Raw genomic sequence first — 24,346 nt, forward strand, 5'->3', positions numbered from 1 at the left:
ATTAAAAAGTTTAAAATTTGTCATACATCCCCAAAAAACCTGTCAGCCCGCCAGTATGTATAATTAAAATTCGATCGCCAGTAGCGAAATAATTCTTACTAATCAGATCCATCAACGCATAGAATGACTTTCCCGTATATATGGGCTCAATCATGATGCCTGTACTTTGGACAAAATCTTTAATAAAAGCAAGTAATTCTGCCGTATACTTGGCGTATCCACCGAAATGGTATTCTGTATGGAAGCATATCATGTCTGGATCTACTCCAAGTGTCCGTATGTCACTTTTTAAAAAATCTCCACCTTTCAAAACAGGAACACTGTGTACTTTGGTCGATAAATTATGATTTATTATCGCAGATGCTACACCAGAAACAGTCGTGCCGGTACCGCTTGCGACAAAAATATGATCAAAATGCTGAGGTAATTCGTGCACAATCTCCTCGCAACCAAGTGTAGCTGCTTGTCCAAATCCACCCTCATCAATATATACCGCCTCTTGCTCCAGAAAGTTTTGGTCGAAAATAGTTTTTTTGTCCCGATACCGTGTACGATCGACGAACTGAAGATCCATGCCGTACAGGCGACACATTGTCAAAATAGGATTCGACACCGCCTCGCCTCGTACAAAACCGTACGTTTTGAAACCAAATCTTGCTCCTGCACAGGCAGTAGCCAATAAATGATTGGACCAAGCGCCTCCAAAAGTAACTAACGTATGTTTATGCTCTTCACGAGCTCTAGTAAGAACATACTTGAGTTTGCGCCATTTATTTCCAGATATAAACGGATGTATAAGATCATCACGTTTAACCGAGACATGCACTTGATGCTCACGTAGGAGGGGTAGGTCAAGAACCTCTACCGGGCTGTTAAAATGAAAATCCAAAGACATCAACCAAAGGTACTATTTCTTTCTGCATCCTTCATATTTTCAAAAAATAGGTACTTTTGCAGAATGGTTGATCACTTAGAGGAAGAGCACGACGAACAGGAGCTTTTTGAGCACATCAGAATTGTTGCCGATAAAAAACAAAGCCCGTTGCGGGTAGACAAATTTTTGATGAATCGTGTCGAGAATACCTCGCGCAACCGTATTCAGAATGCGATTGAAGCGGGTACGGTACGCGTTAATGATAATTTGGTCAAATCCAATTATAAAGTAAAACCATTGGATATCGTTACGGTGGTATTCCCAGATCCGCCCCGCGATACAGAAGTTTATCCCGAAAACATTCCTTTAGATATTATTTATGAAGATGATGATGTGCTTTTGGTCAACAAAAAACCAGGCATGGTCGTACATCCCGGTTTCAACAATTACACTGGAACGTTGGTGAACGCGCTCACTTATCATCTAAATCAGTTGCCCACAATGCCTGGAAATACAGGCAGGCCAGGTTTAGTACATCGCATCGATAAAGATACATCGGGATTGCTGGTGATTGCTAAAAATGAATGGAGCATGACATACCTTGCCAAGCAATTCTTTGAGCATAGTATTGATCGTAAATATGTAGCCCTCGTGTGGGGTGATATTGAAGATGACGGTACCATTACCGGATATATTGGCCGCGAATTAAAAGATCGCCGCATTATGACGATGTACGATGATCCCGAAAAAGGAAAATGGTCGGTCACGCACTACAAAGTATTGGAGCGCTTAGGTTATGTAACGTTGATCGAGTGCGTACTGGAGACAGGCCGGACACATCAAATCAGAACTCATTTGAAATCGATTGGTCATCCGCTTTTCAATGACGCTGCTTATGGCGGTGCTAGTATTCGGAAAGGCACTGTATTTGCTAAATACAGGCAATTTGTAGACAATTGTTTTTCGTTGTTGCCTCGGCAGGCGCTACATGCTCGAAGTTTGGGTTTCGAACACCCCACCTCCAAACAAAAGGTGGCTTTCGAAGTTCCATTACCAGCAGATTTTCAAGCTGCGCTGGAAAAGTGGCGAGCGTATGCCACCACGAAAGACTAGATTTTTATTTTTTAAAACTTATGCCCACACACTATATCAATGCTAATGGTAATTTGGTCGCAGAAAACAGTCCCATTATTGCCATAGAAAACCGTGCTTTTCGCTACGGTGACGGCGTTTTTGAGACAATGCTATGGCGAGATGGTGATATTCGTTTTTTAGCGCAGCACGTTCAGCGCTTGCAGCATGCATTGCAGATGCTACATATCGAGGATTTTGTATTGTATGATGCCTATTTCATTCGCTCTAAAACGGAGGAACTCATTCGGAAAAATAATCTCGTAGGCAAAGATGTACGAATTCGACTTATTGTTCACCGGGCGGGCGATGGCCTTTACGCTCCTAAAACTAATAAATCGGCCTACACCTTACAAGCTGACCTACTGACAGCGCCTAGCAAAGACAAGAAAGTAGGACTCATAGTAGGGCTTTATACAGAATATAAAAAAGCCTATAGCGAATTATCAAAGCTCAAATCACTCAATGCACTCGTGTATGTAACAGCAGGTTTGTTCAAGAACAAATTTGGGTACGATGACGTGCTATTGCTAAATCAAGAAGGATATTTGTGCGAATCGCTAACTTCCAATGTATTTGTCTATTATGATAAGACATTGTACACTCCTGCTATTAGTGAAGGATGTGTGCAAGGCGTGATGCGACAAGTCGTGATGGATATGGCAAATGAAGAAGGAATCCCTGTAGTAGAAGCACAGATAAGTCCGGATATTATGAATGAAGCCGATGAAATATTTTGTACTAATGCAGTACAAGGAATTCAGTGGGTGATGGGCTACAAGCAAAAACGTTATTTCAATCGTATTGCACGCGTAATGCAAGATAAGCTAAAGAATTTTACTTACGATATTTCATCCTAATCATGCTTGTTAATATCGTATTAAGACTTTGTTATGCCTTTCGCTCAACAGCTATAATAGTCGGATAGCATGGTCAAAATTAATTAACTTGCTCATCAAAAAGCTCGCTCTATGAAGATATTATATGCTGTACAAGGAACAGGTAATGGTCACCTTTCTCGTGCCATGGATGTCATACCGTGCTTGCAACAGCATGGCGAAGTAGATGTGTTGATCAGCGGAATTCAAGCAGATCTTACACTACCTTTTGAAGTAAAATACAAATTGCACGGCCTGAGTTTTATCTTCGGAAAACACGGTGGCGTAGATCTGTGGCGTACCTTTATGAGTAGCACCGTGCGTAAGTTTTCTAAAGAAATAAATAGCCTTCCTGTTGAGCAATATGATTTGGTGATCAATGATTTTGAGCCGATATCGGCTTGGGCATGTCATCTTAAGGATATCCCTTGCATTGGTCTGAGTCATCAGATTGGCGCTTTAGACCCCATGAGTCCGAAACCTGCAGATTCCGATACGCTGGGCAAATTTATCATGAAAAACTATGCTCCGGCATCCGTTTCCTATGGTTTCCATTTCAAATCCTATTCCGATCGGATTTACACGCCAGTAATTCGTCAATCAGTCAGAGATTTGGAGGTTGTTGATAATGGCCATTACACGGTCTATTTGCCATCGTACGACGATGGACATTTGCTAAAGCACCTTTCGCGCTTTGAGGACGTGAAGTGGGAAGTTTTTTCTAAGCACAATAAAAGACCATTTGCGCTGAGGAATGTTCATATTAATCCCATCAATAGCGATGCATTTATCACGAGTATGGCACAATCCTCTGGTGTATTATGCGGTGCCGGTTTTGAGACTCCCGCAGAAGCCTTATATTTGGGCAAAAAATTGTTGGTCATTCCGATGAAGAACCAGTACGAGCAGCATCTAAACGCGGCATCGTTGCTGGAAATGGGCGTACCGGTCATAAAAAGTTTAAAACGAAAATACGAGTACGATATCGAGTCCTGGTTGTATAGTAAATCTCGGGTAGCGGTCGATTATCCGAACAATACCGCACAGATCATTGCCGATATTGTAGAAAAACATAAATAATCTATGAAAATCATTACTGGAATCGCCTTTTTGGGTTTATTCGCATTGAATACTTCTGCACAACAACTACATTCAGGCGCAGATTCTTTATCCTATGCTTTGGGGCAAGATATTGCCCGATCCATCAAATCAATCGGTGTACCTGTAAATGCGGACATCGTAAGCGAGTCACTTACCAAAGCTTTGCAAGGCGATGCAAGTTTGTTTGAAGAGCAGGAAATACAGCAGATAATTCGTCAGCAATTAATGGCTGCACAAGAAGCAAAATCGGCAATCTTGAAAGCAGAGAGTGATCAGTATTTTGTAGAAAACCAGAAGAAAGAAGGTGTTGTGGTAGATTCCACCGGAGTGCAGTACATCGTATTGGAGCCGGGCAACGGCGCACAACCCGCGCCCGATGATGAGGTAACCGTTCATTATATCGGAAAACTGATAGATGGAACTACTTTCGATAATTCGTATGATCGGGGAGAGCCAATTACCTTTGAATTAGGCGGCGTGATTCCTGGCTGGCAGATCGCACTTCCGATGATGAAAAAGGGCGCAAAATACCGTTTCTTTATTCCATATCATTTAGCCTATGGCGAGCGTGGATCTGGTACAACTATCCCACCGTTCAGCACCTTGATTTTTGATATTGAATTATTAAACATCACGCCGAAGGAAAGTTGAAATTCCGGAAAATGCCAATGATAGTCATTACATGACGCTGTTGTACAACAAATAAGCATGGCGTCTTACTACAGCAAAAAGGTCTGTGTACATTATAGTGCTACACAGACCTTTTTTATTCTTTAAATGGAAGCCTTTTTTAAAACAAACCAAAAAGCTCGGCTTCAATCTTTTGAATGACCATGCCTAGGTCTTCCGGATTTTGTGCAAAGTCCAAATTATCTTTGTCCAAGATCAATAGCTTGCCTTCTTTATAATTACCTATCCATTTTTCGTACTTTTCATTGAGCTTAGATAGGTAATCTAATCGAATACCCGATTCATAATCACGGCCACGCTTTTGAATATTGTTTACTAACGTAGGCACGGAGGCGCGCAAATAGATCAATAAGTCGGGCGGCTGGATATAGTGGACAATGCTCTGAAAAATATTGCTGTAATTTTCGAAATCCCGAGCTGACATCAAGCCCATATCGAACAGGTTTTCGGCAAAGATATAGGCATCTTCGTAGATCGTACGATCTTGAATCATATCGATCTTTCTGTTCTGCAACTCCACAATATGACGAAAACGGCTATTCAGAAAAAAGATCTGTAAGTTAAAAGCCCATCGTTTCATATCGCTATAAAAATCTTCCAAATAGGGATTGTTTTCTACAGCCTCAAATTGAGGATCGTATTTCAAGTGGCGAGCTAGTAACTCTGTTAAGGTCGTTTTGCCGGCTCCTATATTTCCTACTACAGCTATATGCATTTTTTATATTTTCTTCAATCCTATAATTTCACGAACGTCCTTAATTGTACGATCTGCACTTGCCGCCGCTTTTTCGGCACCTAATTGGATCACTTTACGAACATATTCTTCGTTAGCAGATATCTCTTCTATTCGCGAACGCACAGGCTCTGTTGCTATTACCATATCTTCGGCTAGCTGTTTTTTGAAATCTCCGTAGCGAATCGCACATTTATTATACAGATCGTCAAAATGAGTATACGTATCGGCGCTAGATACCACCTTCATTAAGTCAAAAAGATTCTGAATAGATTCAGGCTTAGGCTGGTTTTCAACTGTTGGTCCCGAATCGGATACCGCACGCATTACTTTTTTACGAATTACTTCGGGGCTATCCGACAGATATACACAGCTAGCATCGCCATTGGATTTACCCATTTTTCCTTGACCGTCTAAACCGGGTATTTTAACTAATTTATTTGAGTAGCTAAATGCAAATGATTCTTTAAAATAATCGACGTCATACAAACGATTAAAACGATTACCAAAGGTACGTGTCATCTCCAAATGCTGTTCCTGATCTTTACCAACGGGCACTTTTGTAGCGTGATGAATCAAAATATCACACGCCATCAATACCGGGTAAGTAAGTAGCCCAGCATTGACATTATCCGGATTCGCTCTTACTTTGTCTTTAAACGCGGTAGCGCGCTCCAACTCTCCCAGATACGCGTTCATATTCATGTAAAGGTAAAGTTCTGCAACTTGAGGCACATCAGACTGAACGTAGATCGTGGATTTTTCAGGATCAATTCCCGCTGCCAAATATTCTACTACGACTTGGCGCACAGTACGGCTCAAATCTCCCGGTGTAGGATGGGTGGTCAACGAGTGTAAATCTGCGATAAAGAAGAAACAATTGTACTCTTCTTGCATTTTTACAAAGTTGCTTAGCGCCCCATAATAATTGCCGAGGTGTAATTTCCCGGTACTTCTAATTCCACTAACTACGGTTTCCATAATAAGGCGAAACTACGAAAAAAACAGAGTTTCTGAAAGGCTAAAAGTCAAACTTGATTCGTGCACGTATGCCCCATGTCGGTGCATTAGGGTGATCGAGGTAAGACAAACGCTTGACCGCATCTACACGTAATATTTTGAAAATATTGGCCACACCAAAACTAGCTTCCATATAAGGCGATCCAGTAAATGTGTATGAAGATACAACGCCATCCGAGTTGCGTTGCCAAGCGTACACTTGATCAGATAGGTCTGGATTGTTGCTATCGCGCAATCCTCCGTATATCCCTTTAAAACTAAATACTTCCCTTAGTTTCAATCTTTTCAAAAGTGGAATTTTATTAAATAAAAATCCATTCATATAATATTGAACTTGTAGTGCTGCGTGATGATCAGATACAAATTCCATAAAATTCATCAAGTTGTACGAACTAAGTTGATACGCATACGTCTGGTTTGCACGATGTATGGTAAGTAAAGGATAAGGAATATTATTGCCTAATATATACGTACCATCAACATTGACATCGGCATAGCCAAATTGCGAAAGATAAACTCGTTTGAACGCACCAGCCGTGAAATTATGGTAATTATACTCCCCGTTCAGTACATTTTTTAAACCAGCTGTGTAGTTTACATTGAAAATAGGATATTCGTTGAATATCGGCGTGCGATATGTTTTACCTTGATAAAACTGCTCATTTGGCGCCCAGCGAAAGCCTAGGTTGAATTCAGTCGTATTTAGTTCCGATATCGTCCGCATACTGCCATCAGGCTGTGGTTGTTGGTAGGAGAGTACGCCGGCGGGCATTTGCTTCCATATATTGATTCCAGAAGTAATCGCAAAATTACCTTCGAATTCTGCTTTGTAATCCAGACGATATTGATGGTTGTACAAATAGCTAAGATCTTCTCCGCGCTTGAATGAAAGCAACACATTATCTTCTTGAATAAATTCTAGATTCTGACCTGGTATTCTCGTATCATACGATGCAGAAGCCCTAATGTAGTGTTGCGGAAATTTGTACGGAGATTTTTTGTTGAGCGCATAAGTTCCGCTTACAAAATACTTCCATTTTTGGTCGTTCGTACCGTATGCACCAAATCCTTCCATATAAAAGCGCTCACTAAAAAGTTCGGTGGTGCGCCCGCCCAAGCGGAGTCGTAAGCCTTCTACTGGGTTATAAGAATAAAAGGTATTCACTGGGCCAACTTCAACTGGACCAAACTGCTTGTAACCAGCCAGCACCAAAGCCGAGATATCCATGATTCTTTTGAAAGAAGACATTGTTTGTAGGCCTTCGATATTTGCATACACATTAGCTTCATTTGCGGATAGTGGTTCTGGTCTTATTGAAGTCCAGTCCACTGGAATATCGTTTTTGGTCGGCTTTGTAGGAGTTTCTTTTGCCAATCGATACACGCTATCCGCACGTACCAAGCCGCTCGTATAATTGTCGATCATTACTACGCGCGTACCGCGAATACCTTTACCTTTTTCTGAAAGCGAAAACTCGATATCTAAGTTACTTCTTGTCAGGTAATATTTTTCTTGATTATCCTTCTCAAAAAACAATTCTATATTCAAACCGCGCACAAAGTTTAGGTTGATCTCTTTGTTGACAGTCATTGACGCGTATCGTACGGCGTAGTGGCCATCAAGAGTTATATGAAGTTTGCCTTTAAATAATAGATTGTTCTTGTTACGTGGAAAAAAGCTTAACTCTACCAGTTTCTCATGATCTGTGGTGATTGTATCAGTAATATAAAAGCGATAGAATGTAGGTGCTGAGTTGGCAATCGGGCTCAAGAATTGATTGGTTAAGATCGTGACATTGTTATCATAGATCTCTACTTCGTCGTACAATCGCTGTAGATAATTACTTACACCAGAATTATCGACAAAGCGCGGGTCAAAATCTGCTTGCTTATGAGCTAGTATTTCCTGCGCAGTTGTTTTGGGATCCTTACGGAAATAATTTTTCGAATATTTTTCTTCCATGAAAGCGGGTAAAATATACGATGAATCGCTGGTGCCGAGCGTATCCGCCTGAAATAGGAATTGATAATTTTTGAAGATTTTACGGTTTTTGAATTTCTCATTTAGGTTGCTCAAACCCAAAACGAGCTTTTCATATTGATTGTACTCTACGTATTCTTGCCCGGTCAATCGGTTTTCATCGCGATGGGCTACCACCTGGCGAATTAGTTCTACTGCCGGATTATTTTTATTAGAATAGCGTATTTTCGGCGCTTTCACAGATACCGCTTCTATTGCGTTCTGTGCGTAGAGAAATACCTCTTCATATTGTTCGGATTCATTACTTAAGTCAACTTCGCGCGCATCATAACCTACGGAACTAACCATCAGCTTACGTTGAGGACCGCTGATCTGTAGTGTAAATTCGCCACGTTCATTACTAGCTGTGCCATAGGTGGTCATTCCGACCACATTGATGCTAGCATAGGGAATTGCGTCCAACGTATATCCGTCTTTGATCTTCCCTTTTATAGTAATGGTTTGTGCTGTACTGGTAAATGTCAAAAGCAGAGCGCCAATTAGTGCCCATACTCCTTTAAAAAATGCATTATTCATAAATATAATACTACTATCTGACTATTATGGTATAATGTTCAGTCTGATAAGTAATGCAAAGGAAATGCAATTTTGCGAATTATAGAAGCAAGTTTTACACTTTGACTTTTTTATGATAATGGGTCAATTGGTGGGTTGGGTGATTTAATGGTTAAACATCATTTTTTTTGCGATGCAATAAAAAAAGGTATTACCTACTAGGTAATACCTTTATGCGCGATACTGAGCGCGATATTAATTTGAACTAACTGGTTCCCAGTCGAGCGCTCTTACAAGGCTATCAGCATACGTATATAATACACTAAGCTCCTCCGTGCCGCGAGCGCCATAGTCATTAATTTTTTTGGTTTCACCTTCTGCAAAGGTAATCATGGTATTTACAGAGGGCAAATCAGTAATTTGCCGATTACCATATTGATCTTGTAGGTTCTTAAATTGCATGCTTTCCAATTTGTCCACGATCAGCATCCATTCTTTTTCAGGTAGATTAGTTTTGTATTTACCTTTCATATCATTCGGAACGTGTGCTACTGCATCTAGCTTCACGATGCAATTTTTATCAATTTCAATCGTATAGGCCGGGCATGTGCCAAAGCAAGGAGTCTTTGAAAGACTAATCATACTGATTTGTTCCGTGTTTTTTTTACGGGCGCCTTGCTGTGAGCTACATGATGTCATTGTTAAAGCTAAAATGAGGCAATAATATCCGAATTGTTTCATAGTAAATGTGTTTGTAATACTACTTCCAAAAACGTTGCCAAAACTTCTGAAACCCATTTTATGCGTCATTTTGGTAGGGTATGCGAGCTGATAAATCCCTATCATATTAACAAAATGTTAAGACATTATTATCGAAAAATAACCACAGTGTTATTATATCATTAAATCGATAACTACTTGATATTATGGTAGTATTAAGTAATTAATTTCGGCACATCTTTTAACATTAAATTGATCTTACGTTTAAATGCATTTGTCTCGAATTCTACTTTTTATAACATTTCTGATTGGTCTGAACGCTATTGCGCAAGAGAAGCCATGGTATCAATCTATCAATATGCGTGGCTATGTTCAAGCTCGGTACAATCGTTTGTTAGAAACGAATCCTAACTTAGGTTGTGAGCAGTGTGATGCCAGTTGGGGCGAAGGCGGGGGCTTTATGCTTCGTCGCGTCCGGCTCATTTTTTCTGGACAACTCAACGAGCGCATTTATTTTTATTTGCAACCGGATTTTGCCAGTTCCGCTCAGGGAGGGCTGCATTTCGGACAACTTAGGGATGCTTATTTTGATTTGGGATTGGATCGTAAGAATGAATTTCGATTACGGATAGGTCAGAGTAAAGTACCATTTGGTTTCGAGAACATGCAGTCCAGTCAGAATAGGTTGCCTTTGGATCGTGCCGATGGTACCAATAGTGCCTTGCGCAACGAACGCGATCTAGGAGTATTTTTTTATTGGGCTTCGCAGGAAAAAAGAAAACTATTTGCCGATTTGATTGCCAAAGGCTTGAAAGGTTCGGGCGATTACGGCGTTTTTGCTTTTGGTGTGTATAACGGACAGACGGCCAATAATCCAGAAGGGAACAAAGGTATGCATATCGTTTCGCGTTTCAGTTATCCGTTTGAGTTGGGAAATCAAATTGTAGAAGCAGGATTACAAGGCTATACCGGTCGATACATTATATCGCAAGATCGTATTAGCGAAGGCGTGCAAGTAGATGCTGATCGTGATTACTTAGATCAGCGTGTAGCAGCATCTTTTGTGCTATATCCGCAACCATTCGGTATACAAGCAGAATACAATATTGGGCGTGGACCAGAGTACAATGGATTGCGGCAGGCTATAGATACCAAATCGCTTTCTGGTGGATATGTGACTTTATCGTATATGACTCGGATTAAAGATCAAATTTTGATTCCTTTTACACGATTACAGCAATACAAGGGAGGTAAGAAGCATGAACAAGACGCTCGTAGTTATGATATGAAAGAATTAGAGCTCGGAATAGAATGGCAGCCTTCCAAACATTTCGAGTTGGTGGCGATGTATACCATGTCGTCGCGCCGGTATGAAGATCAACAACTTCCGGACAATTTGCAGCAAGGAAATTTGTTGCGCCTACAGGCACAACTGAACTTTTAACGACAGTATTTTTTGAATGCAGACAAACGCTATGCATATTCCGTTGTTATAGTAGATAGAAAAACATTTATAATCCGTAACAATAAATAGCATACTATGGCTGACGAAAAAAATAAATACAATGCTTCTGAACAATTACCATTTGATAATGAAGATATCCGTGATGATGTCGAAGCAACAGGCGAAACGCTGAAATACAACGAAGAACAAGATAGCTTTGAATTGGATACAGATGCAGGCGATAGCGATTATGATCATCCACTGCCTTACGATACCGCTGCGCCAGAAGGTCAGGAAGACGGTGCTTTGTATGACGAAGCTAATCCGTACGCGCAAGGCGAATATCAGGATAAGCAGAGCGAGCTTGGTGGTAAATTAGAAGATTTGGACCGTGTAGTAGGTACCAATGATCTTCAAGCAGACGAGATCGATATGCACGATGAAGATGAGTATACGGAACGCGATTAATCGTAAGCAGAATATACGGTAGTAGCATACAGACAAAGTGACATCGACTAACAGACACGAATAGAAAATTAGTCGATGTAACTGCAATGCGAGATCATCAAGGGTTAATGATCTTGCATTGCAGTTACAAGCATACACTTAAACAATAAATTCTCATTAAATAATCGTTTGGTTCGTTAATGGAGCGATTTTTGTTATCAAGACAGCGCAAATTACCTAGTTACAGCATAGTGCTAGAATAGTTACATTTTGGCACCACCTTACTGTTGCTTAGATAGCGTTGTGATATGAAAATTGTCTTAGAAGACCTACATGATTCTGATTGTTGACGATACCATTGAGAATATATATTCGCTAGAGCGATTACTGACAAGCAAGGGATTCGAAGTGGATTCCGCAACTTCTGGGGAAGAAGCTTTGAAAAAGGTATTGAAAACGGATTATGCCTTAATTATTCTGGACGTGCAGATGCCAGGAATGGATGGTTTTGAAGTTGCACAATCGTTAGCAGGATTTAATAAAACTAAGGAAATACCGATTATCTTCTTATCTGCTGTGAACACAGATAAAAAATACATTGCACAGGGGTATGCATCTGGCGGAATCGACTACGTTACCAAACCAGTAGATCCAGACATTTTAATTTTAAAAGTCAAGACATTCTATCGTTTGTACGAGCAGACGCTGGCACTGAATCGTACGGAGAAGGCACTTCGGTTAGAAATTGCGGAGAGAAAACGTACGCAATTCATGCTGAAGGAACGTGTGGATCATCTTCGCTCAATTTTGGAATCTTTACCACAGATTGCCTTTATGGCCGATGCTACCGGTGAGGTAGAATTTGTGAACAACAAATGGTTCAATTACTCCGTTACCTCAAAATTATTTCCAGAGACACATCCCGAAGATCCTTATCTTCTCGATGCATGGCAGCCGCATCTAAATACTGCGACTCCATTTGAAAGTGAAACACGTATTCGAGAATTAGGCTCAAATACTTATCGTTTCCATCTTTTGCGAATCATACCGATCAAGGAGAATGATTCTGTGGTAAAATGGGTTGGTACCTTTACCGATATTGACGATCGTAAGCATATTGAAAAGAAAAAAGATGAATTTTTGAGTATTGCGAGTCACGAACTTAAAACACCGTTGACGAGCATTAAAGCGTATGTTCAATTATTAGAAAGGATATTAGATCCTGATAATCAGAGAAATGCACATGGTTATATACAGCGAGTACAGACCCAACTAAACAAATTAAATGGTCTGATAATCGACTTACTGGATATTTCAAAAATGGAAAATGGCCGTCTAAAAATTAACAAAAAACCATTCATGCTCGAGCCGATGATTGAAAATGTCATCGACACTATTTACCAAACCTTTGATAGTGCAGAATTGGCTGTGGAACGCGTCGGCGATCCCATAGATAAGGAATTAATTGGTGACGAAATAAGAATAGAGCAAGTCCTTACGAATTACTTGACTAATGCTATTAAATATTCACCCAATTCGTCTCGCGTCGTGATTAAGACAGAGCTCGCTCTTGATCAGGTAAAGGTAAGCGTGACTGATTTTGGAATCGGTATCCCCGAGCATAAACACAAAAACATATTCGAAAAATTTTACCGGGTCGAAGAGTCTTCTGAACGTTTTCAGGGATTAGGAATCGGTCTTTACATCTGTGCTGAAATCATAAATCAACATCAGGGTACGTACGGACTTTCGAGTGCTGTAGGCGAAGGATCTACATTTTATTTTACCTTACCATTACATTAGTATTATGCCTAAAAAGATTATCCGAAATTTGCAGATAGGTTTTGGAGTTTCCTTTGTTATTTTGGTAACTAGTTCTATAGCTTCGTACATCAGCATCACTAATCTGATTGACAATAAAGCGAGTGTAGAGCATACCTATCAAGTCATCAATGCTTCTAATCAAGTATGGACCAATTTGCAAGACGCAGAAACAGGGCAAAGAGGATTTATACTGACTAATGATGAGCGATTTTTAGAACCGTATGAGCAAAGCATAGTTACTTTGCCTCTATCGATCAAGTCGTTACAAGATTTAATAGCCGATAATGAATCGCAAGTGAAGCGATCAGATAGCTTATACAAATTGATAGATACTCGCCTGAGTATTCTAAAGCGTTTGGTGCGCACCAAACGGGCTAATGAAGCCATCACTTTAGAACAGTTAGAAGAAGGGCGTAGATTCATGGATAGCTGTCGCACCGTGATTGACCGCATTGTGTCCGCAGAAGATGAACTCTTAAAAGTACGTACGGCTAGTGTATATGCAGCTTCGGACAACACCACATTTTTGATTATTGCAGCAGGACTGATTTCGTTATTAGTAACCTTCTATTTTTATACGCGCATTCAAAAAGAATTACAAGACCGCGAGAAACTTCAGCAAGAATTGGCCGCGATTGATCGCGAACTGCAAAGTCGCTTGGCAAGTGTCGAGCAGATGGCCGACCAAATTGCTCATGGTAATTACAGTGTCACGATCGATGAACAGCGCAATGACCTTTTGGGTAGTCTAACCAATTCTCTGAATGAAATGAGTGCCGCGCTGCGCGAATCTTTCGAAGCATTAAATAATAACGAGTGGGAGCAGAAAGGTATGGCTCAATTCTATGAAGTCCTTACCGGTAATAAAGAAGATGTCGAGCTGGCAAATGATGCACTACATTATCTGATCAACTACAGTGGACTGGTCAACGGTGCCTGCTATCTTTTTGAAGATGGTGACCTCGTACTACGTAGTACTTACGGATTAGAAGGCGGATTGCCCAAAAAAATGAAACCAGGAGAAGGTCTTCTTGGCCAAGTATTTACCGATTGCCAGCCAAAGTTATTAGAAGGTCTTGACCAACAGGATTATGTAGCCAATTTTGCACATGGCGCGATCAAATTGCATACAGTACTTTGGATGCCACTAGTTTCTGATTCAAGATGTCTGGGCGTAATCGAATTTGGCGCTTTGAGTACCATCGACAAAAATAAGCTAGACTTCTTTGCAGAAGCATGTTTTACATTGCTAACGCCTTGATATCTGCTAAAAGCCGCAAACAGGTGCAAACGTTGTTGGAGGAAAGCCAAGCACAAGCCGAGGAACTACAAGCACAGCACAATGAGATGCAAAATCTCAACGTAGAGCTCGAAGCGCAGACACAGAAGCTTCAAGCATCCGAAGAAGAATTACGAGTGCAACAAGAAGAATTGCTGCAATCTAATCAGGAAATGGAAGAAAGGTCCAAGCTGTTAGAAGAAAAAAATCTTTTAATTGCAGAACGGAATATCGAAATACAACAGAAAGCAGAAGAACTTGCACTAAGCACTAAGTATAAAACTGAATTTTTGGCGAATATGTCGCACGAATTGCGTACGCCGCTAAACTCTATTTTATTACTATCTCGCTTGCTGAGTGAAAATCCAGACGGTAAGCTAGACGACGATAATGTAGAATCTGCCCGAGTGATACACAGCTCTGGAACCAGCTTACTAACCTTGATCGACGAGATTCTCGACTTATCAAAAATTGAAGCAGGTAAGATGGAATTAGAGTATCAGTCGGTCAGGATTCAAGATGTGGTGGACGATCTCAGAAGCTTATTCTTGCCGGTTATGACCGAAAAGTCACTTCAATTTGATATAGATCTTGCTTCAGATCTGCCAAATACTATCGATATGGATCGGCAAAGATTAGATCAGATCTTAAGAAACTTACTATCTAATGCCATCAAGTTTACATCGGAAGGAAGTATTGCACTCACCATCAATCAGGATACAACGGACAGAAATCATATACTATTCGCTATAAAAGATACCGGGATTGGTATCGCAAAAGATAAACAGCAACTTATCTTTGAGGCCTTTCAGCAGGCAGATGGATCTACACAACGCAAGTTTGGAGGCACTGGCCTGGGGTTATCTATCAGTCGTGAGATAGCGCGATTGTTGGGTGGTGAGATTCGTCTAGAAAGTAAAGAAGATGAAGGCAGTACTTTCACCTTAATTGTACCGATTGCTAGAAATAGGGAAGAGGTAAAACCAATGACCGAAGATCTGCTTACAAGCATCTCCGAAGATGTCAAAGAGATCGAATCATTAGTAAGCCATACCGAGACAAGTAGTTTTGCCTTACCAGATATCCCTGCTGAGGTAGAAGATGATCGCGATAATATTCAACCAGACGATAAGATTATTCTGATTGTAGAAGATGATGTTCACTTTGCCAAAGCCCTTTTGAAATATACACGGCAGCAAAATTACAAAGGAGTTGTTGCTGTTCGAGGAGATGTAGCACTCGAATATGCCAAAATTTACCAACCAAAAGCAATACTACTGGATATTCAGTTACCGATAAAAGATGGATGGCAAGTGATGAGCGAATTGAAAGGGCATATCGGTACGAAACATATCCCTGTACACATTATGTCGTCTTTGGAAGTGAAAAAGGAAAGCTTATTGAAAGGCGCGATCGACTTTATTCGCAAACCAATGCTCTCAGAGCAAATTGGTGATATGTTCAAAAAAATCGAACAAGCTTTACAACATCACCCCAAGAAAGTATTGATCGTTGAGGAGAATCCAAAACATGCGCAAGCACTAGCGTACTATTTGGGCAACTTTAATATTGCTTCGGAAATCAAAAATTCAATACAGGCTAGTGTCGACGCATTGTCTTCATCAGACGTTAATTGTGTGATATTAGATATGGGTGTGCCTGATCGATCTGGCTACCAAACGCTAGAAGCCATTAAGACCAAGGAAGGATTGGAAAACCTACCGATAATCATATTTACAGGCAAAAATCTGTCTCATGCCGAAGAAAACAAGATTAAGCAATATGCCGATTCAATCGTATTGAAGACGGCCCATTCTTATCAACGCATCTTGGACGAAGTAGGATTATTTCTGCACCTAGTTTCGGATTCCGAACAGCAAGGACAATCTGTATCCAAGAAAAATAGCTTAGGAGCTCTCAATGATGTACTTAGAGGCAAAAAAGTTTTAATTGCTGATGACGATGTTCGTAACATCTTCTCACTCACCAAGTCATTAGAACAGTATCAAATGGAGGTGTATTCGGCCATGAATGGCAAAGAAGCCTTACAGCAAATGCAAGACAATCCAGATATATCTGTCATACTGATGGATATGATGATGCCCGAGATGGATGGTTATGAAAGTATACGTCGCGTACGTGCGATGCCACAATTTGCCCGTTTGCCAATCATCGCTGTAACAGCGAAAGCTATGACTGGCGATCGCGAAAAATGTATAAAAGCAGGAGCTTCAGATTATATATCTAAGCCAGTAGATGCCGATCAGCTGCTGTCATTGCTGCGTGTATGGCTATATGAAGGATAATTTAGACGCAACAAGAGTTATGAAAAGCAATCAAAAAATACTGATCATAGATGATGATCCGCGTAATATTTATGCACTTGAGCTATCCTTACGTATGAAAGGATATTCATCAGTTACCAGTTCGAGTGCCGCGCAAGGAATTGCCGCACTTCATGCTAATTCTGATATAGCTATCATACTAATGGATATGATGATGCCTGATTTAGACGGTTATCAGGCAATTGGAATGATTAGAAATATACCTGGCTACGAATCAATGCCGATAATCGCCGTCACAGCGCAGGCAATGATGGGTGATCGAGAAAAATGTTTGGCAGCTGGCGCAAACGATTATATTTCGAAGCCTGTCGATATGGATAAATTACTACTGATATTATCCAATAACTTATAATTGATGGACACAGCTGTATTGCGCGAGCATGAACTCGATTCACTTTTTCAGGAAATCGCTGAAAAATACGGTTACGATTTTACGCTATATAGCAAAGCCTCATTGAAACGCCGAGTTCACCGCATATGCCTGATGGATAAGCTCTATAGTTTTGCAGAATTGCGCTATCGCTTGATCCATGATCCAGAGTATTTGCAACGTTTCGTCGAAGAAATAACGGTCAACGTAACAGAGATGTATCGCGACCCAATTTTTTACAAAACGCTACGAGAAGAAGTTTTGCCACAATTAGCTACTTATCCTTTTATACGGATCTGGATAGCGGGTTGTGCCACGGGAGAAGAAGTGTATTCCGTTGCTATTATGCTACAGGAGGCCAATCTTTATGATCGTTCACTGATTTATGCAACAGATCTTAATCCTAGCGTATTGGAGAAAGCTCGAAATGGTGTTTTTTCTATACGCCACATGAAACAATATTCCGAAAATTATATTATATCAGGAGGTAAGAAAGAGCTCTCATCATATTACATGGCTAATTATGATTTGATAAAATTTGATGATAAATTGAAAGAAAGGGTTGTATTCTCGACCCATAATCTTGTTTCAGATGCATCGTTCAACGAGTTTCAGCTCATAATATGCCGTAATGTTTTGATATACTTTGAAAGGGAATTGCAACACAAAGTATTCAATTTGTTTGATAGTAGTTTAGAAAAATTAGGATATCTGGCCTTAGGTTCCAAAGAGAGTATTCGTTTTTCCAATTTGGAACAGACGTATAAGAAAATTGGAGTCGAAAAGATTTGGCGTAAAGTACAATAGTTGAGGATGGAGAATAGGAATTTCAAAGATACGGGAGTTGTATTGATAGGCGGTTCAGCAGGCAGCCTGAAGGTACTATTCGAATTGCTACCCGATCTGGATGAGGATTTGGGTTTTCCTATTATTGTGGTTGTTCATCGCAAAGCAGCTCCTGATTCTCATCTCGAATCAGTATTTAAAAAACATACGAAACTAAATGCTGTCGAGATTGAAGATAAGATGCCTTTAAAAGCAAATACGATTTATTTAGCACCTGCTGATTACCATGTATTATTAGAAACCACCAACGAATTGGCATTAGATTATTCTGAAAAACTCCACTATTCTAGACCGTCAATTGATGTAACTTTTCAATCAGGCGCAGAGATTTTTGGTAGCAGTGCAGTTGCTCTATTACTTTCGGGAGCAAATCATGATGGCGTACAAGGATTAAAGCACATAAAATCTGCCGGTGGTACTGTACTTATTCAAGATCCTGATACGGCAGAAGTTGATCTAATGCCGCGCGAAGCAACTATTCAAGTGATTGCCGATTACATCATCAAGCCTACTGAAATGGCTAAGTTTATAAATAAACTTGCCAATCGTATTGATCATAACTAAATAAAACCATGCATAACAAGACTATATTAATTTTTGACGACGATAAACATATTTTAGATGTCTGTAATATTATACTGACAGATGCTGGCTATAATGTCGCTGTATCAGAAACATCGCATGATATCATTGAACGAGTAGAAGAAACAAAGCCTGATGCTATTCTGATGGATAATTGGATTCCAGATATTGGAGGCATGAAGGCCACTCAATTATTAAAACAGCATCCAGTATATAAAGATATTCCGGTGATCTATTGTTCGGCGAATAACGAAGTTCACATCTTGGCCGAAAAAGCAGGTGCAGAAGCATATCTCTCCAAACCTTTCAATATTTTCGATTTAGAAGAGATGGTAAAACAAGTCTTGGAAAAAAGAAAATAACACGAAACTCACAGTTTGAATTAATAAGGTTGTAGCGCAATTCTTACGTAGAAAGTTACGGTATTTTAAAATAGTTATTAGTAGTATTGTAATTCATGATGCGTATTTTGTTAGCCGATGATCACAAAGTGGTAAGAAACGGTATTCGGTTGCTTCTCGAAACCCAACCGAATATTGAAATTGTGGCAGAAGCAGAAAGTGGTGAAGAAGTACTTGAGGTTCTTCGATTGAGTAACCCTACGGTGGATATTTTGCTCACAGATTTGAAGATGAACGGCGACATCGATGGCCCAGCGTTAATCCGATCCGTCTCCAGCATGTTCCCTCATATCAAAGTGGTGTTTTTATCTATGATCGATACCGAAGAAGAGGTGAAAGAAGTGATGGCTCTTGGAGCCAAAGCGTACATGCTGAAAAACGCAGACTATGACGAATTATTATTTGCACTTTCGCATGTTGGTAAAGGTGGGAGATACCTATCATCCGAAATCAGTATTCGAATGCTTTCGAATAGTATTATAAGTAATCCAAAGGCACAACCAGATGCCGTCTTGCGTGATCTAGAATTATCAAATAGAGAGCTGGAGGTCTTGCAGCTTTTAGTTAATGGTGCAACCACAAAAGATATTGCCGAAAAGCTCTTTATTAGCAAGAGAACGGTGGAAGGACATCGACAAAAATTACTGGATAAAACTAACTCAAAAAATTACGTTGAGCTAATAAGGTTTGCAATTAACCATCAATTGATAGATTAATATATTAAATCCAGAAAATTTTTAATTTTTTGCCGCTGCGTGATGTAACTCAAGAGTAGCGCGTACTTTATTAATCGTAAAAAGTACCTGTTCTTCGGTCAAGCCCAAGTAATCTGCAATTTCGCAATTCCTATAACCCTCCATGTGCATCGCAAAAGGCGTATACAATTCGGATTCAATAGCATTTAATCCATCCTCGAAAGACAGCAGGTTTGAAGAACGATCTTTGTCTTGAGAAGGTTTAGGATCATTAGGTGCTGGAGTGTGAGGATGTGCTAAAAATGATTTTGACGGCTTGAATAGTACTCCATCGGCCCGGAAAGGCATGGATCTGTAAATATGGCGTGATAGCAAAACAATACCCTGCTCAAATGCTTTCTTAATTGTAATAAGTAACATATTTGTATTAAGTACGGGGGACAACAATTGCATTTTCATGTGAACCTTTCTTGTAAATATTAGTTGACCTTTCGATCAATCTATTTGCTTAAGTACAAATACCATGCTACTGATCACCTCTTTTATTGGTTAAATATTTTTATTAATTAGAAACAGGTATCTTTCTCATGATGATTTCTCAAGTAATCAAGCGATTAATCGCTTGATTGATAATGCTTTTTAGTTTCTAACTTATATTTGACCTGCTGGATAATATCAAATTTACGTTGTGGAAAACACGTGGTTTACCCGGTGTTATACGTATTAAATACGTATATGTGATATCGCATGGTGTATGATTGTTGAAATAATAATTTAATGTTTGGTTAATCAAAGTATTTTTGCTACATTTAAGTGAGTTCACAATAGATTCTCCAGTTATTGTGAACACATGTTATAAACTTGTAAACATTCAAAAACTTATTAAGATGGCAAATTCGGCTGGAGTGCTACTACGACAGTTGCTTACGGAAGAGAATCCATTACAAATTGTAGGGACTATTAATGCCAACCATGCACTGTTGGCTAAGCAAGCGGGTTTTCGAGCGATTTATTTATCGGGCGGCGGTGTTGCAGCAGGTTCGTTAGGTATTCCAGATCTCGGCATTACGACCCTGCAAGATGTATTGACAGATATTGAACGTATCACTTCCGTATGCGATCTGCCACTTCTCGTTGATATTGATACTGGGTTCGGTGCTAGTGCTTTCAACATCGCAAGAACGATACGAAGCGTATTGAAGGCCGGCGCCGCTGGCGTGCATATAGAAGATCAAGTGGCTGCAAAACGTTGTGGGCATCGGCCTAATAAAGAGGTCGTATCCACACAAGAAATGGTAGAGCGTATACAAGCTGCTGTTAATGCCAGAAATAGGGATACACACTTTATGATCGGAGCTCGTACAGATGCCGTAGCTGTAGAAGGTGTAGCTGCTGGTGTAAAACGTGCAATTGCGTATCAAGAGGCTGGTGCTGATTTTATTTTTGCAGAAGCTATTACCGATTTGAATGATTATAAGCGTTTTTCAGACGCATTAGCTATACCAATATTAGCAAATATTACGGAGTTTGGGCAAACTCCTTTGTACACGACCCAACAACTGGCTACAGTAGGAGTTAACATGGTGCTATATCCGCTTTCCGCTTTTCGGGCAGCCAATAAAGCCGCACTTCATGTTTTTACTACAATACGTGAGGAAGGTACTCAGGCCAGCACCATTGCTAGTATGCAAACGCGAGAAGAACTTTATCAGAGTATTAATTACTACGAATACGAGAATTATCTAAACCAAAAGCAGGATGATGGAAAGCAATGAACAAACATTTAAACCCAAAAAAAGCGTTGCCTTATCAGGTGTAGCAGCGGGCAATACCAGCTTGTCTACCGTAGGAAAGAATGGTAATGATTTGCATTATCGCGGGTACGATATTTTGGAGCTCGCTGATCAAGCGAGTTTCGAAGAAGTCGCTTACTTGCTGATTTATGGTGAGTTGCCTGTCAAATCTGTTTTAGATAGCTATCAGTCCAGTTTAAAAGCCAAGCGTACCTTACCTACAGCTTTAAAAGATGTTTTGCGGCAATTGCCAAAAACAAGCCATCCCATGGATGTAATGCGTACTGCGGTATCTGTATTAGGAAGTCTTGAGCCGGAGCCCGCGAAACCCACTGTTGAGCAAACGCAGAAGATTATAGATCGCTTAATCGCAAGCTTAGGTTCAGCCTTATTGTATTGGTATCATTTCGCATACAATGGAAAAGAAGTAGATGTTGTTACCGATGATGACACGATAGGTGGTCATTTTCTACACGTACTTCACGGAAATGCGCCAAATCAAAGTTGGATAAGGGCTATGCAGATATCATTAAACCTTTATGCAGAGCACGAATTCAATGCTTCGACATTTACAGCTCGTGTCATTGCAGGAACTGGATCCGATGTTTATTCTGCAATTGCAGGAGCTATTGGCGCGCTTAGAGGCCCCAAGCACGGTGGAGCCAACGAAGTGGCTTTTGAAATACAAAGTAGCTATGCATCTGCAAATGAAGCCGAAGAAGATATTCGGAAAAGATTAGCCAATAAGGAAGTCATTATCGGTTTTGGTCACCCTGTATATGTTACCGCAGATCCACGAAATGTAATCATCAAGCAAGTCGCCAAAAAATTGAGTGACGAAGTGCAGGACACTACTTTGTATGAAATAGCAGAAAGGTTAGAAGAGGTTATGTGGGCAGAAAAAAAATGTTTCCTAATCTAGATTGGTTTTCTGCAGTATCATATCACCGAATGGGAATTCCGACAGATATGTTTACACCATTATTTGTGCTCGCACGATTAACGGGCTGGGGCGCACATATTATTGAACAACGAATAGATGGTAAAATTATACGTCCAAGTGCAAACTATACCGGACCAGAAAATCGAGCATATATACCATTAGACAAACGCGAATAGTTGCATAATAACGAAAATTATATCATCCTAAAATATACTCTATGTCTCATATTTCTAATGACAGACCTCAGCCAGATCAGGTGCTGGTAGATATTGCCAATTATGTTTTAACATATAAGATCAAAAATGATCTCGCTCTGCAAACTGCGCATTATTGCTTTTTAGATACGATCGGTTGCGGACTTGAAGCGTTAAGTTATCCAGCATGTACCAAACTTCTTGGGCCAGTCATACCAGGCACCATAGTTCCTAATGGTGCAAAAGTTCCAGGCACCTCGTTCCAACTCGATCCGGTACAAGCTGCTTTTAATATAGGTGCATTAGTTCGCTGGTTAGATTTTAACGATACTTGGCTGGCGGCAGAGTGGGGACATCCTTCAGATAATCTGGGTGCTATATTGGCTGTCTCAGACTGGATTAGTCGATCTGCCGTTGCCGCGGGAAAAACGCCATTAAAAATGCACGCAGTCTTGGAAGCAATGGTTATGGCGCACGAGATCCAAGGCGTTTTGGCACTCGAAAACTCCTTTAACAAAGTAGGATTGGATCATGTCTTGCTGGTAAAAGTTGCATCCACGGCGGTCGCCGGAAGATTACTGGGGCTATCGTTGGAAGAAATTGTAAACGCATTGTCTTTAGCTTTTGTGGATGGCCAATCACTGCGAACATATCGCCACGCACCTAATACAGGCAGTCGTAAATCTTGGGCTGCGGGAGATGCTACATCACGCGCTGTAAGATTAGCTTTGATCGCACAGACCGGAGAAATGGGATATCCTTCAGTATTGACCGCACCAGTATGGGGCTTTTATGATGTCTCCTTTAAAGGGAAACCCTTTCGCTTCCAGCGCGAGTATGAATCATACGTGATGGAGAACGTATTATTTAAAATATCATTTCCTGCGGAGTTCCATGCGCAAACTGCTGTCGAAGCAGCCATGACTATTCATCAGCAATTGAATAACGCGGGCAAAACCACGGACGATATTCAACAAATCACCATTCGGACACATGAAGCAGCAATTCGTATCATCGATAAGAAAGGTCCATTACACAATCCTGCCGATCGAGATCATGCGATGCAATATATGATTGCTATACCCTTGTTATTTGGCCGCTTACGCGCTTCAGATTATGAAGATAATATTGCTTCGGATGCTCGTATAGATGTACTGCGCGACAAAATGACTTGTATCGAAGATCCGCAATTCACTGCTGATTATCACGATCCGGAGAAGCGAGCAATTGCAAATGCACTGACGGTTACATTTAACGATGGAAGTACGCTACCCGAAGTTGTGGTAGAGTATCCTATCGGTCACCGTCGTCGTCGCGAAGAAGGTATCCCAAAACTTCTGGAGAAGTATAAAATTAATCTTCAGAGAGTGTATGCCGGAAAACAGCAAGCTCACATATTAGATAGCACGCTGGATTATGAAAAATTCAGAAATTTGGCCGTCAATGAACTAACAGATTTGCTAGCAGTTCCTTATCCGGTGAGGTAAAAAATAATTTTTC

The 24,346-nt window shown here is 40.4% G+C and carries 22 protein-coding genes and 1 pseudogene; 17 read left to right on the forward strand and 6 right to left on the reverse strand.

All coding sequences use genetic code 11. From position 1 onward, the window contains the following. Positions 1-10: 10 nt before the first annotated feature. A complete protein-coding gene (locus A0125_RS02490; RefSeq protein WP_066751640.1) occupies positions 11-895 on the reverse strand; it encodes a 1-aminocyclopropane-1-carboxylate deaminase/D-cysteine desulfhydrase in 885 nt (294 codons plus the stop codon). A 63-nt stretch (positions 896-958) separates the two neighbouring features. On the opposite strand from A0125_RS02490, the gene A0125_RS02495 reads away from it, so the two are divergent. The 4 genes from A0125_RS02495 (at position 959) to A0125_RS02510 (ending at position 4,635) form a co-directional block, all read left to right on the forward strand. Further along, positions 959-1,987 (forward strand): RluA family pseudouridine synthase, encoded by a 1,029-nt coding sequence (locus A0125_RS02495; RefSeq protein ID WP_066751650.1) that lies wholly within the window; start codon positions 959-961, stop codon positions 1,985-1,987. 20 nt (positions 1,988-2,007) lie between these two features. Continuing rightward, a complete protein-coding gene (locus A0125_RS02500) occupies positions 2,008-2,865 on the forward strand; it encodes an aminotransferase class IV (protein WP_066751653.1) in 858 nt (285 codons plus the stop codon). Between the two features lie 111 nt (positions 2,866-2,976). Beyond that, entirely contained in the window at positions 2,977-3,963 is a 987-nt protein-coding gene (locus tag A0125_RS02505) for a glycosyltransferase family protein (protein ID WP_066751656.1), read from the forward strand. Between the two features lie 3 nt (positions 3,964-3,966). Then, the gene (locus A0125_RS02510; protein ID WP_066751659.1) at positions 3,967-4,635 is read left to right on the forward strand and encodes an FKBP-type peptidyl-prolyl cis-trans isomerase; all 669 of its coding nucleotides are present in this window, start codon (positions 3,967-3,969) and stop codon (positions 4,633-4,635) included. 139 nt (positions 4,636-4,774) lie between these two features. On the opposite strand, the gene A0125_RS02515 is transcribed toward A0125_RS02510, so the two are convergent. The 4 genes from A0125_RS02515 to A0125_RS15745 form a co-directional block, all read right to left on the reverse strand. Then, the gene (locus tag A0125_RS02515; protein ID WP_066751662.1) at positions 4,775-5,389 is read right to left on the reverse strand and encodes a deoxynucleoside kinase; all 615 of its coding nucleotides are present in this window, start codon (positions 5,387-5,389) and stop codon (positions 4,775-4,777) included. A gap of 3 nt (positions 5,390-5,392) precedes the next feature. Next, on the reverse strand, positions 5,393-6,388 hold the full coding sequence (gene trpS / locus A0125_RS02520) for a tryptophan--tRNA ligase (protein WP_066751664.1): 996 nt from the start codon (positions 6,386-6,388) through the stop codon (positions 5,393-5,395). Between the two features lie 40 nt (positions 6,389-6,428). Then, positions 6,429-8,984 carry a DUF5686 family protein gene (locus tag A0125_RS02525; RefSeq protein WP_066751666.1) on the reverse strand — a complete coding sequence of 852 codons (2,556 nt, stop codon included), beginning with the start codon at positions 8,982-8,984 and terminating at the stop codon, positions 6,429-6,431. 234 nt (positions 8,985-9,218) lie between these two features. After that, positions 9,219-9,809 (reverse strand): DUF6438 domain-containing protein, encoded by a 591-nt coding sequence (locus tag A0125_RS15745; protein ID WP_066751668.1) that lies wholly within the window; start codon positions 9,807-9,809, stop codon positions 9,219-9,221. Between the two features lie 148 nt (positions 9,810-9,957). On the opposite strand from A0125_RS15745, the gene A0125_RS02535 reads away from it, so the two are divergent. The 10 genes from A0125_RS02535 (at position 9,958) to A0125_RS02575 (ending at position 19,937) form a co-directional block, all read left to right on the forward strand. Then, complete coding sequence (locus A0125_RS02535) at positions 9,958-11,127, forward strand: porin (RefSeq protein WP_380885074.1); 1,170 nt, start codon at positions 9,958-9,960, stop codon at positions 11,125-11,127. 96 nt (positions 11,128-11,223) lie between these two features. Further along, positions 11,224-11,595 (forward strand): hypothetical protein, encoded by a 372-nt coding sequence (locus A0125_RS02540; protein WP_066751675.1) that lies wholly within the window; start codon positions 11,224-11,226, stop codon positions 11,593-11,595. 312 nt (positions 11,596-11,907) lie between these two features. Then, positions 11,908-13,377, forward strand: coding sequence for an ATP-binding response regulator (locus A0125_RS02545; RefSeq protein ID WP_066751679.1), 1,470 nt, complete (start codon positions 11,908-11,910; stop codon positions 13,375-13,377). A 4-nt stretch (positions 13,378-13,381) separates the two neighbouring features. After that, positions 13,382-14,659: a CHASE3 domain-containing protein gene (locus A0125_RS16490; RefSeq protein ID WP_317038793.1), complete on the forward strand. Its 1,278-nt coding sequence runs from the start codon at positions 13,382-13,384 to the stop codon at positions 14,657-14,659. Further along, positions 14,635-16,983 (forward strand): hybrid sensor histidine kinase/response regulator, encoded by a 2,349-nt coding sequence (locus A0125_RS02550; RefSeq protein ID WP_317038794.1) that lies wholly within the window; start codon positions 14,635-14,637, stop codon positions 16,981-16,983. Before A0125_RS16490 ends, A0125_RS02550 begins: the two co-directional genes overlap by 25 nt. A gap of 19 nt (positions 16,984-17,002) precedes the next feature. Next, the gene (locus A0125_RS02555) at positions 17,003-17,374 is read left to right on the forward strand and encodes a response regulator (protein WP_066752689.1); all 372 of its coding nucleotides are present in this window, start codon (positions 17,003-17,005) and stop codon (positions 17,372-17,374) included. A 3-nt stretch (positions 17,375-17,377) separates the two neighbouring features. Next, on the forward strand, positions 17,378-18,199 hold the full coding sequence (locus A0125_RS02560; protein ID WP_197464738.1) for a CheR family methyltransferase: 822 nt from the start codon (positions 17,378-17,380) through the stop codon (positions 18,197-18,199). Between the two features lie 6 nt (positions 18,200-18,205). Next, positions 18,206-18,802 carry a chemotaxis protein CheB gene (locus tag A0125_RS02565; protein WP_066751684.1) on the forward strand — a complete coding sequence of 199 codons (597 nt, stop codon included), beginning with the start codon at positions 18,206-18,208 and terminating at the stop codon, positions 18,800-18,802. An 8-nt stretch (positions 18,803-18,810) separates the two neighbouring features. Then, positions 18,811-19,182, forward strand: a complete 372-nt coding sequence (locus tag A0125_RS02570; protein ID WP_066751687.1) for a response regulator — start codon at positions 18,811-18,813, stop codon at positions 19,180-19,182. A 95-nt stretch (positions 19,183-19,277) separates the two neighbouring features. Then, positions 19,278-19,937 (forward strand): response regulator, encoded by a 660-nt coding sequence (locus tag A0125_RS02575; protein ID WP_066751690.1) that lies wholly within the window; start codon positions 19,278-19,280, stop codon positions 19,935-19,937. Positions 19,938-19,958: 21 nt separating this feature from the next. On the opposite strand, the gene A0125_RS02580 is transcribed toward A0125_RS02575, so the two are convergent. After that, positions 19,959-20,336, reverse strand: a complete 378-nt coding sequence (locus A0125_RS02580; RefSeq protein ID WP_066751692.1) for a hypothetical protein — start codon at positions 20,334-20,336, stop codon at positions 19,959-19,961. A gap of 467 nt (positions 20,337-20,803) precedes the next feature. On the opposite strand from A0125_RS02580, the gene prpB reads away from it, so the two are divergent. The 3 genes and pseudogenes from prpB (at position 20,804) to A0125_RS02595 (ending at position 24,333) form a co-directional block, all read left to right on the forward strand. Further along, positions 20,804-21,691: a methylisocitrate lyase gene (gene prpB / locus A0125_RS02585; RefSeq protein ID WP_066751694.1), complete on the forward strand. Its 888-nt coding sequence runs from the start codon at positions 20,804-20,806 to the stop codon at positions 21,689-21,691. Next, positions 21,678-22,828 (forward strand): annotated as a pseudogene (gene prpC / locus A0125_RS02590) (bifunctional 2-methylcitrate synthase/citrate synthase). The gene prpB and the pseudogene prpC overlap by 14 nt, the downstream one beginning before the upstream one ends. Before the next feature lie 41 nt (positions 22,829-22,869). Further along, complete coding sequence (locus A0125_RS02595) at positions 22,870-24,333, forward strand: bifunctional 2-methylcitrate dehydratase/aconitate hydratase (RefSeq protein ID WP_066751696.1); 1,464 nt, start codon at positions 22,870-22,872, stop codon at positions 24,331-24,333. Positions 24,334-24,346 lie beyond the last annotated feature (13 nt).

It is taken from the genome of Sphingobacterium populi (assembly GCF_001586775.1).
Taxonomy (GTDB): Bacteria; Bacteroidota; Bacteroidia; order Sphingobacteriales; family Sphingobacteriaceae; genus Sphingobacterium; species Sphingobacterium populi.

Coding starts and splice junctions, on each gene's coding strand:
- A0125_RS02555 (WP_066752689.1), top strand. CDS start 17,003: ATGAAAAGCAATCAAAAAATACTGATCATAGATGATGATCCGCGTAAT.
- A0125_RS02565 (WP_066751684.1), top strand. CDS start 18,206: ATGGAGAATAGGAATTTCAAAGATACGGGAGTTGTATTGATAGGCGGT.
- A0125_RS02505 (WP_066751656.1), top strand. CDS start 2,977: ATGAAGATATTATATGCTGTACAAGGAACAGGTAATGGTCACCTTTCT.
- A0125_RS02490 (WP_066751640.1), bottom strand. CDS start 895: ATGTCTTTGGATTTTCATTTTAACAGCCCGGTAGAGGTTCTTGACCTA.
- A0125_RS02525 (WP_066751666.1), bottom strand. CDS start 8,984: ATGAATAATGCATTTTTTAAAGGAGTATGGGCACTAATTGGCGCTCTG.
- A0125_RS02575 (WP_066751690.1), top strand. CDS start 19,278: ATGATGCGTATTTTGTTAGCCGATGATCACAAAGTGGTAAGAAACGGT.
- A0125_RS02510 (WP_066751659.1), top strand. CDS start 3,967: ATGAAAATCATTACTGGAATCGCCTTTTTGGGTTTATTCGCATTGAAT.
- A0125_RS02495 (WP_066751650.1), top strand. CDS start 959: ATGGTTGATCACTTAGAGGAAGAGCACGACGAACAGGAGCTTTTTGAG.
- A0125_RS02540 (WP_066751675.1), top strand. CDS start 11,224: ATGGCTGACGAAAAAAATAAATACAATGCTTCTGAACAATTACCATTT.
- A0125_RS15745 (WP_066751668.1), bottom strand. CDS start 9,809: ATGATAGGGATTTATCAGCTCGCATACCCTACCAAAATGACGCATAAA.
- A0125_RS02550 (WP_317038794.1), top strand. CDS start 14,635: ATGTTTTACATTGCTAACGCCTTGATATCTGCTAAAAGCCGCAAACAG.
- A0125_RS02515 (WP_066751662.1), bottom strand. CDS start 5,389: ATGCATATAGCTGTAGTAGGAAATATAGGAGCCGGCAAAACGACCTTA.
- A0125_RS02570 (WP_066751687.1), top strand. CDS start 18,811: ATGCATAACAAGACTATATTAATTTTTGACGACGATAAACATATTTTA.
- A0125_RS02500 (WP_066751653.1), top strand. CDS start 2,008: ATGCCCACACACTATATCAATGCTAATGGTAATTTGGTCGCAGAAAAC.
- A0125_RS16490 (WP_317038793.1), top strand. CDS start 13,382: ATGCCTAAAAAGATTATCCGAAATTTGCAGATAGGTTTTGGAGTTTCC.
- prpB (WP_066751694.1), top strand. CDS start 20,804: ATGGCAAATTCGGCTGGAGTGCTACTACGACAGTTGCTTACGGAAGAG.
- A0125_RS02595 (WP_066751696.1), top strand. CDS start 22,870: ATGTCTCATATTTCTAATGACAGACCTCAGCCAGATCAGGTGCTGGTA.
- A0125_RS02580 (WP_066751692.1), bottom strand. CDS start 20,336: ATGTTACTTATTACAATTAAGAAAGCATTTGAGCAGGGTATTGTTTTG.
- A0125_RS02560 (WP_197464738.1), top strand. CDS start 17,378: ATGGACACAGCTGTATTGCGCGAGCATGAACTCGATTCACTTTTTCAG.
- trpS (WP_066751664.1), bottom strand. CDS start 6,388: ATGGAAACCGTAGTTAGTGGAATTAGAAGTACCGGGAAATTACACCTC.
- A0125_RS02545 (WP_066751679.1), top strand. CDS start 11,908: ATGATTCTGATTGTTGACGATACCATTGAGAATATATATTCGCTAGAG.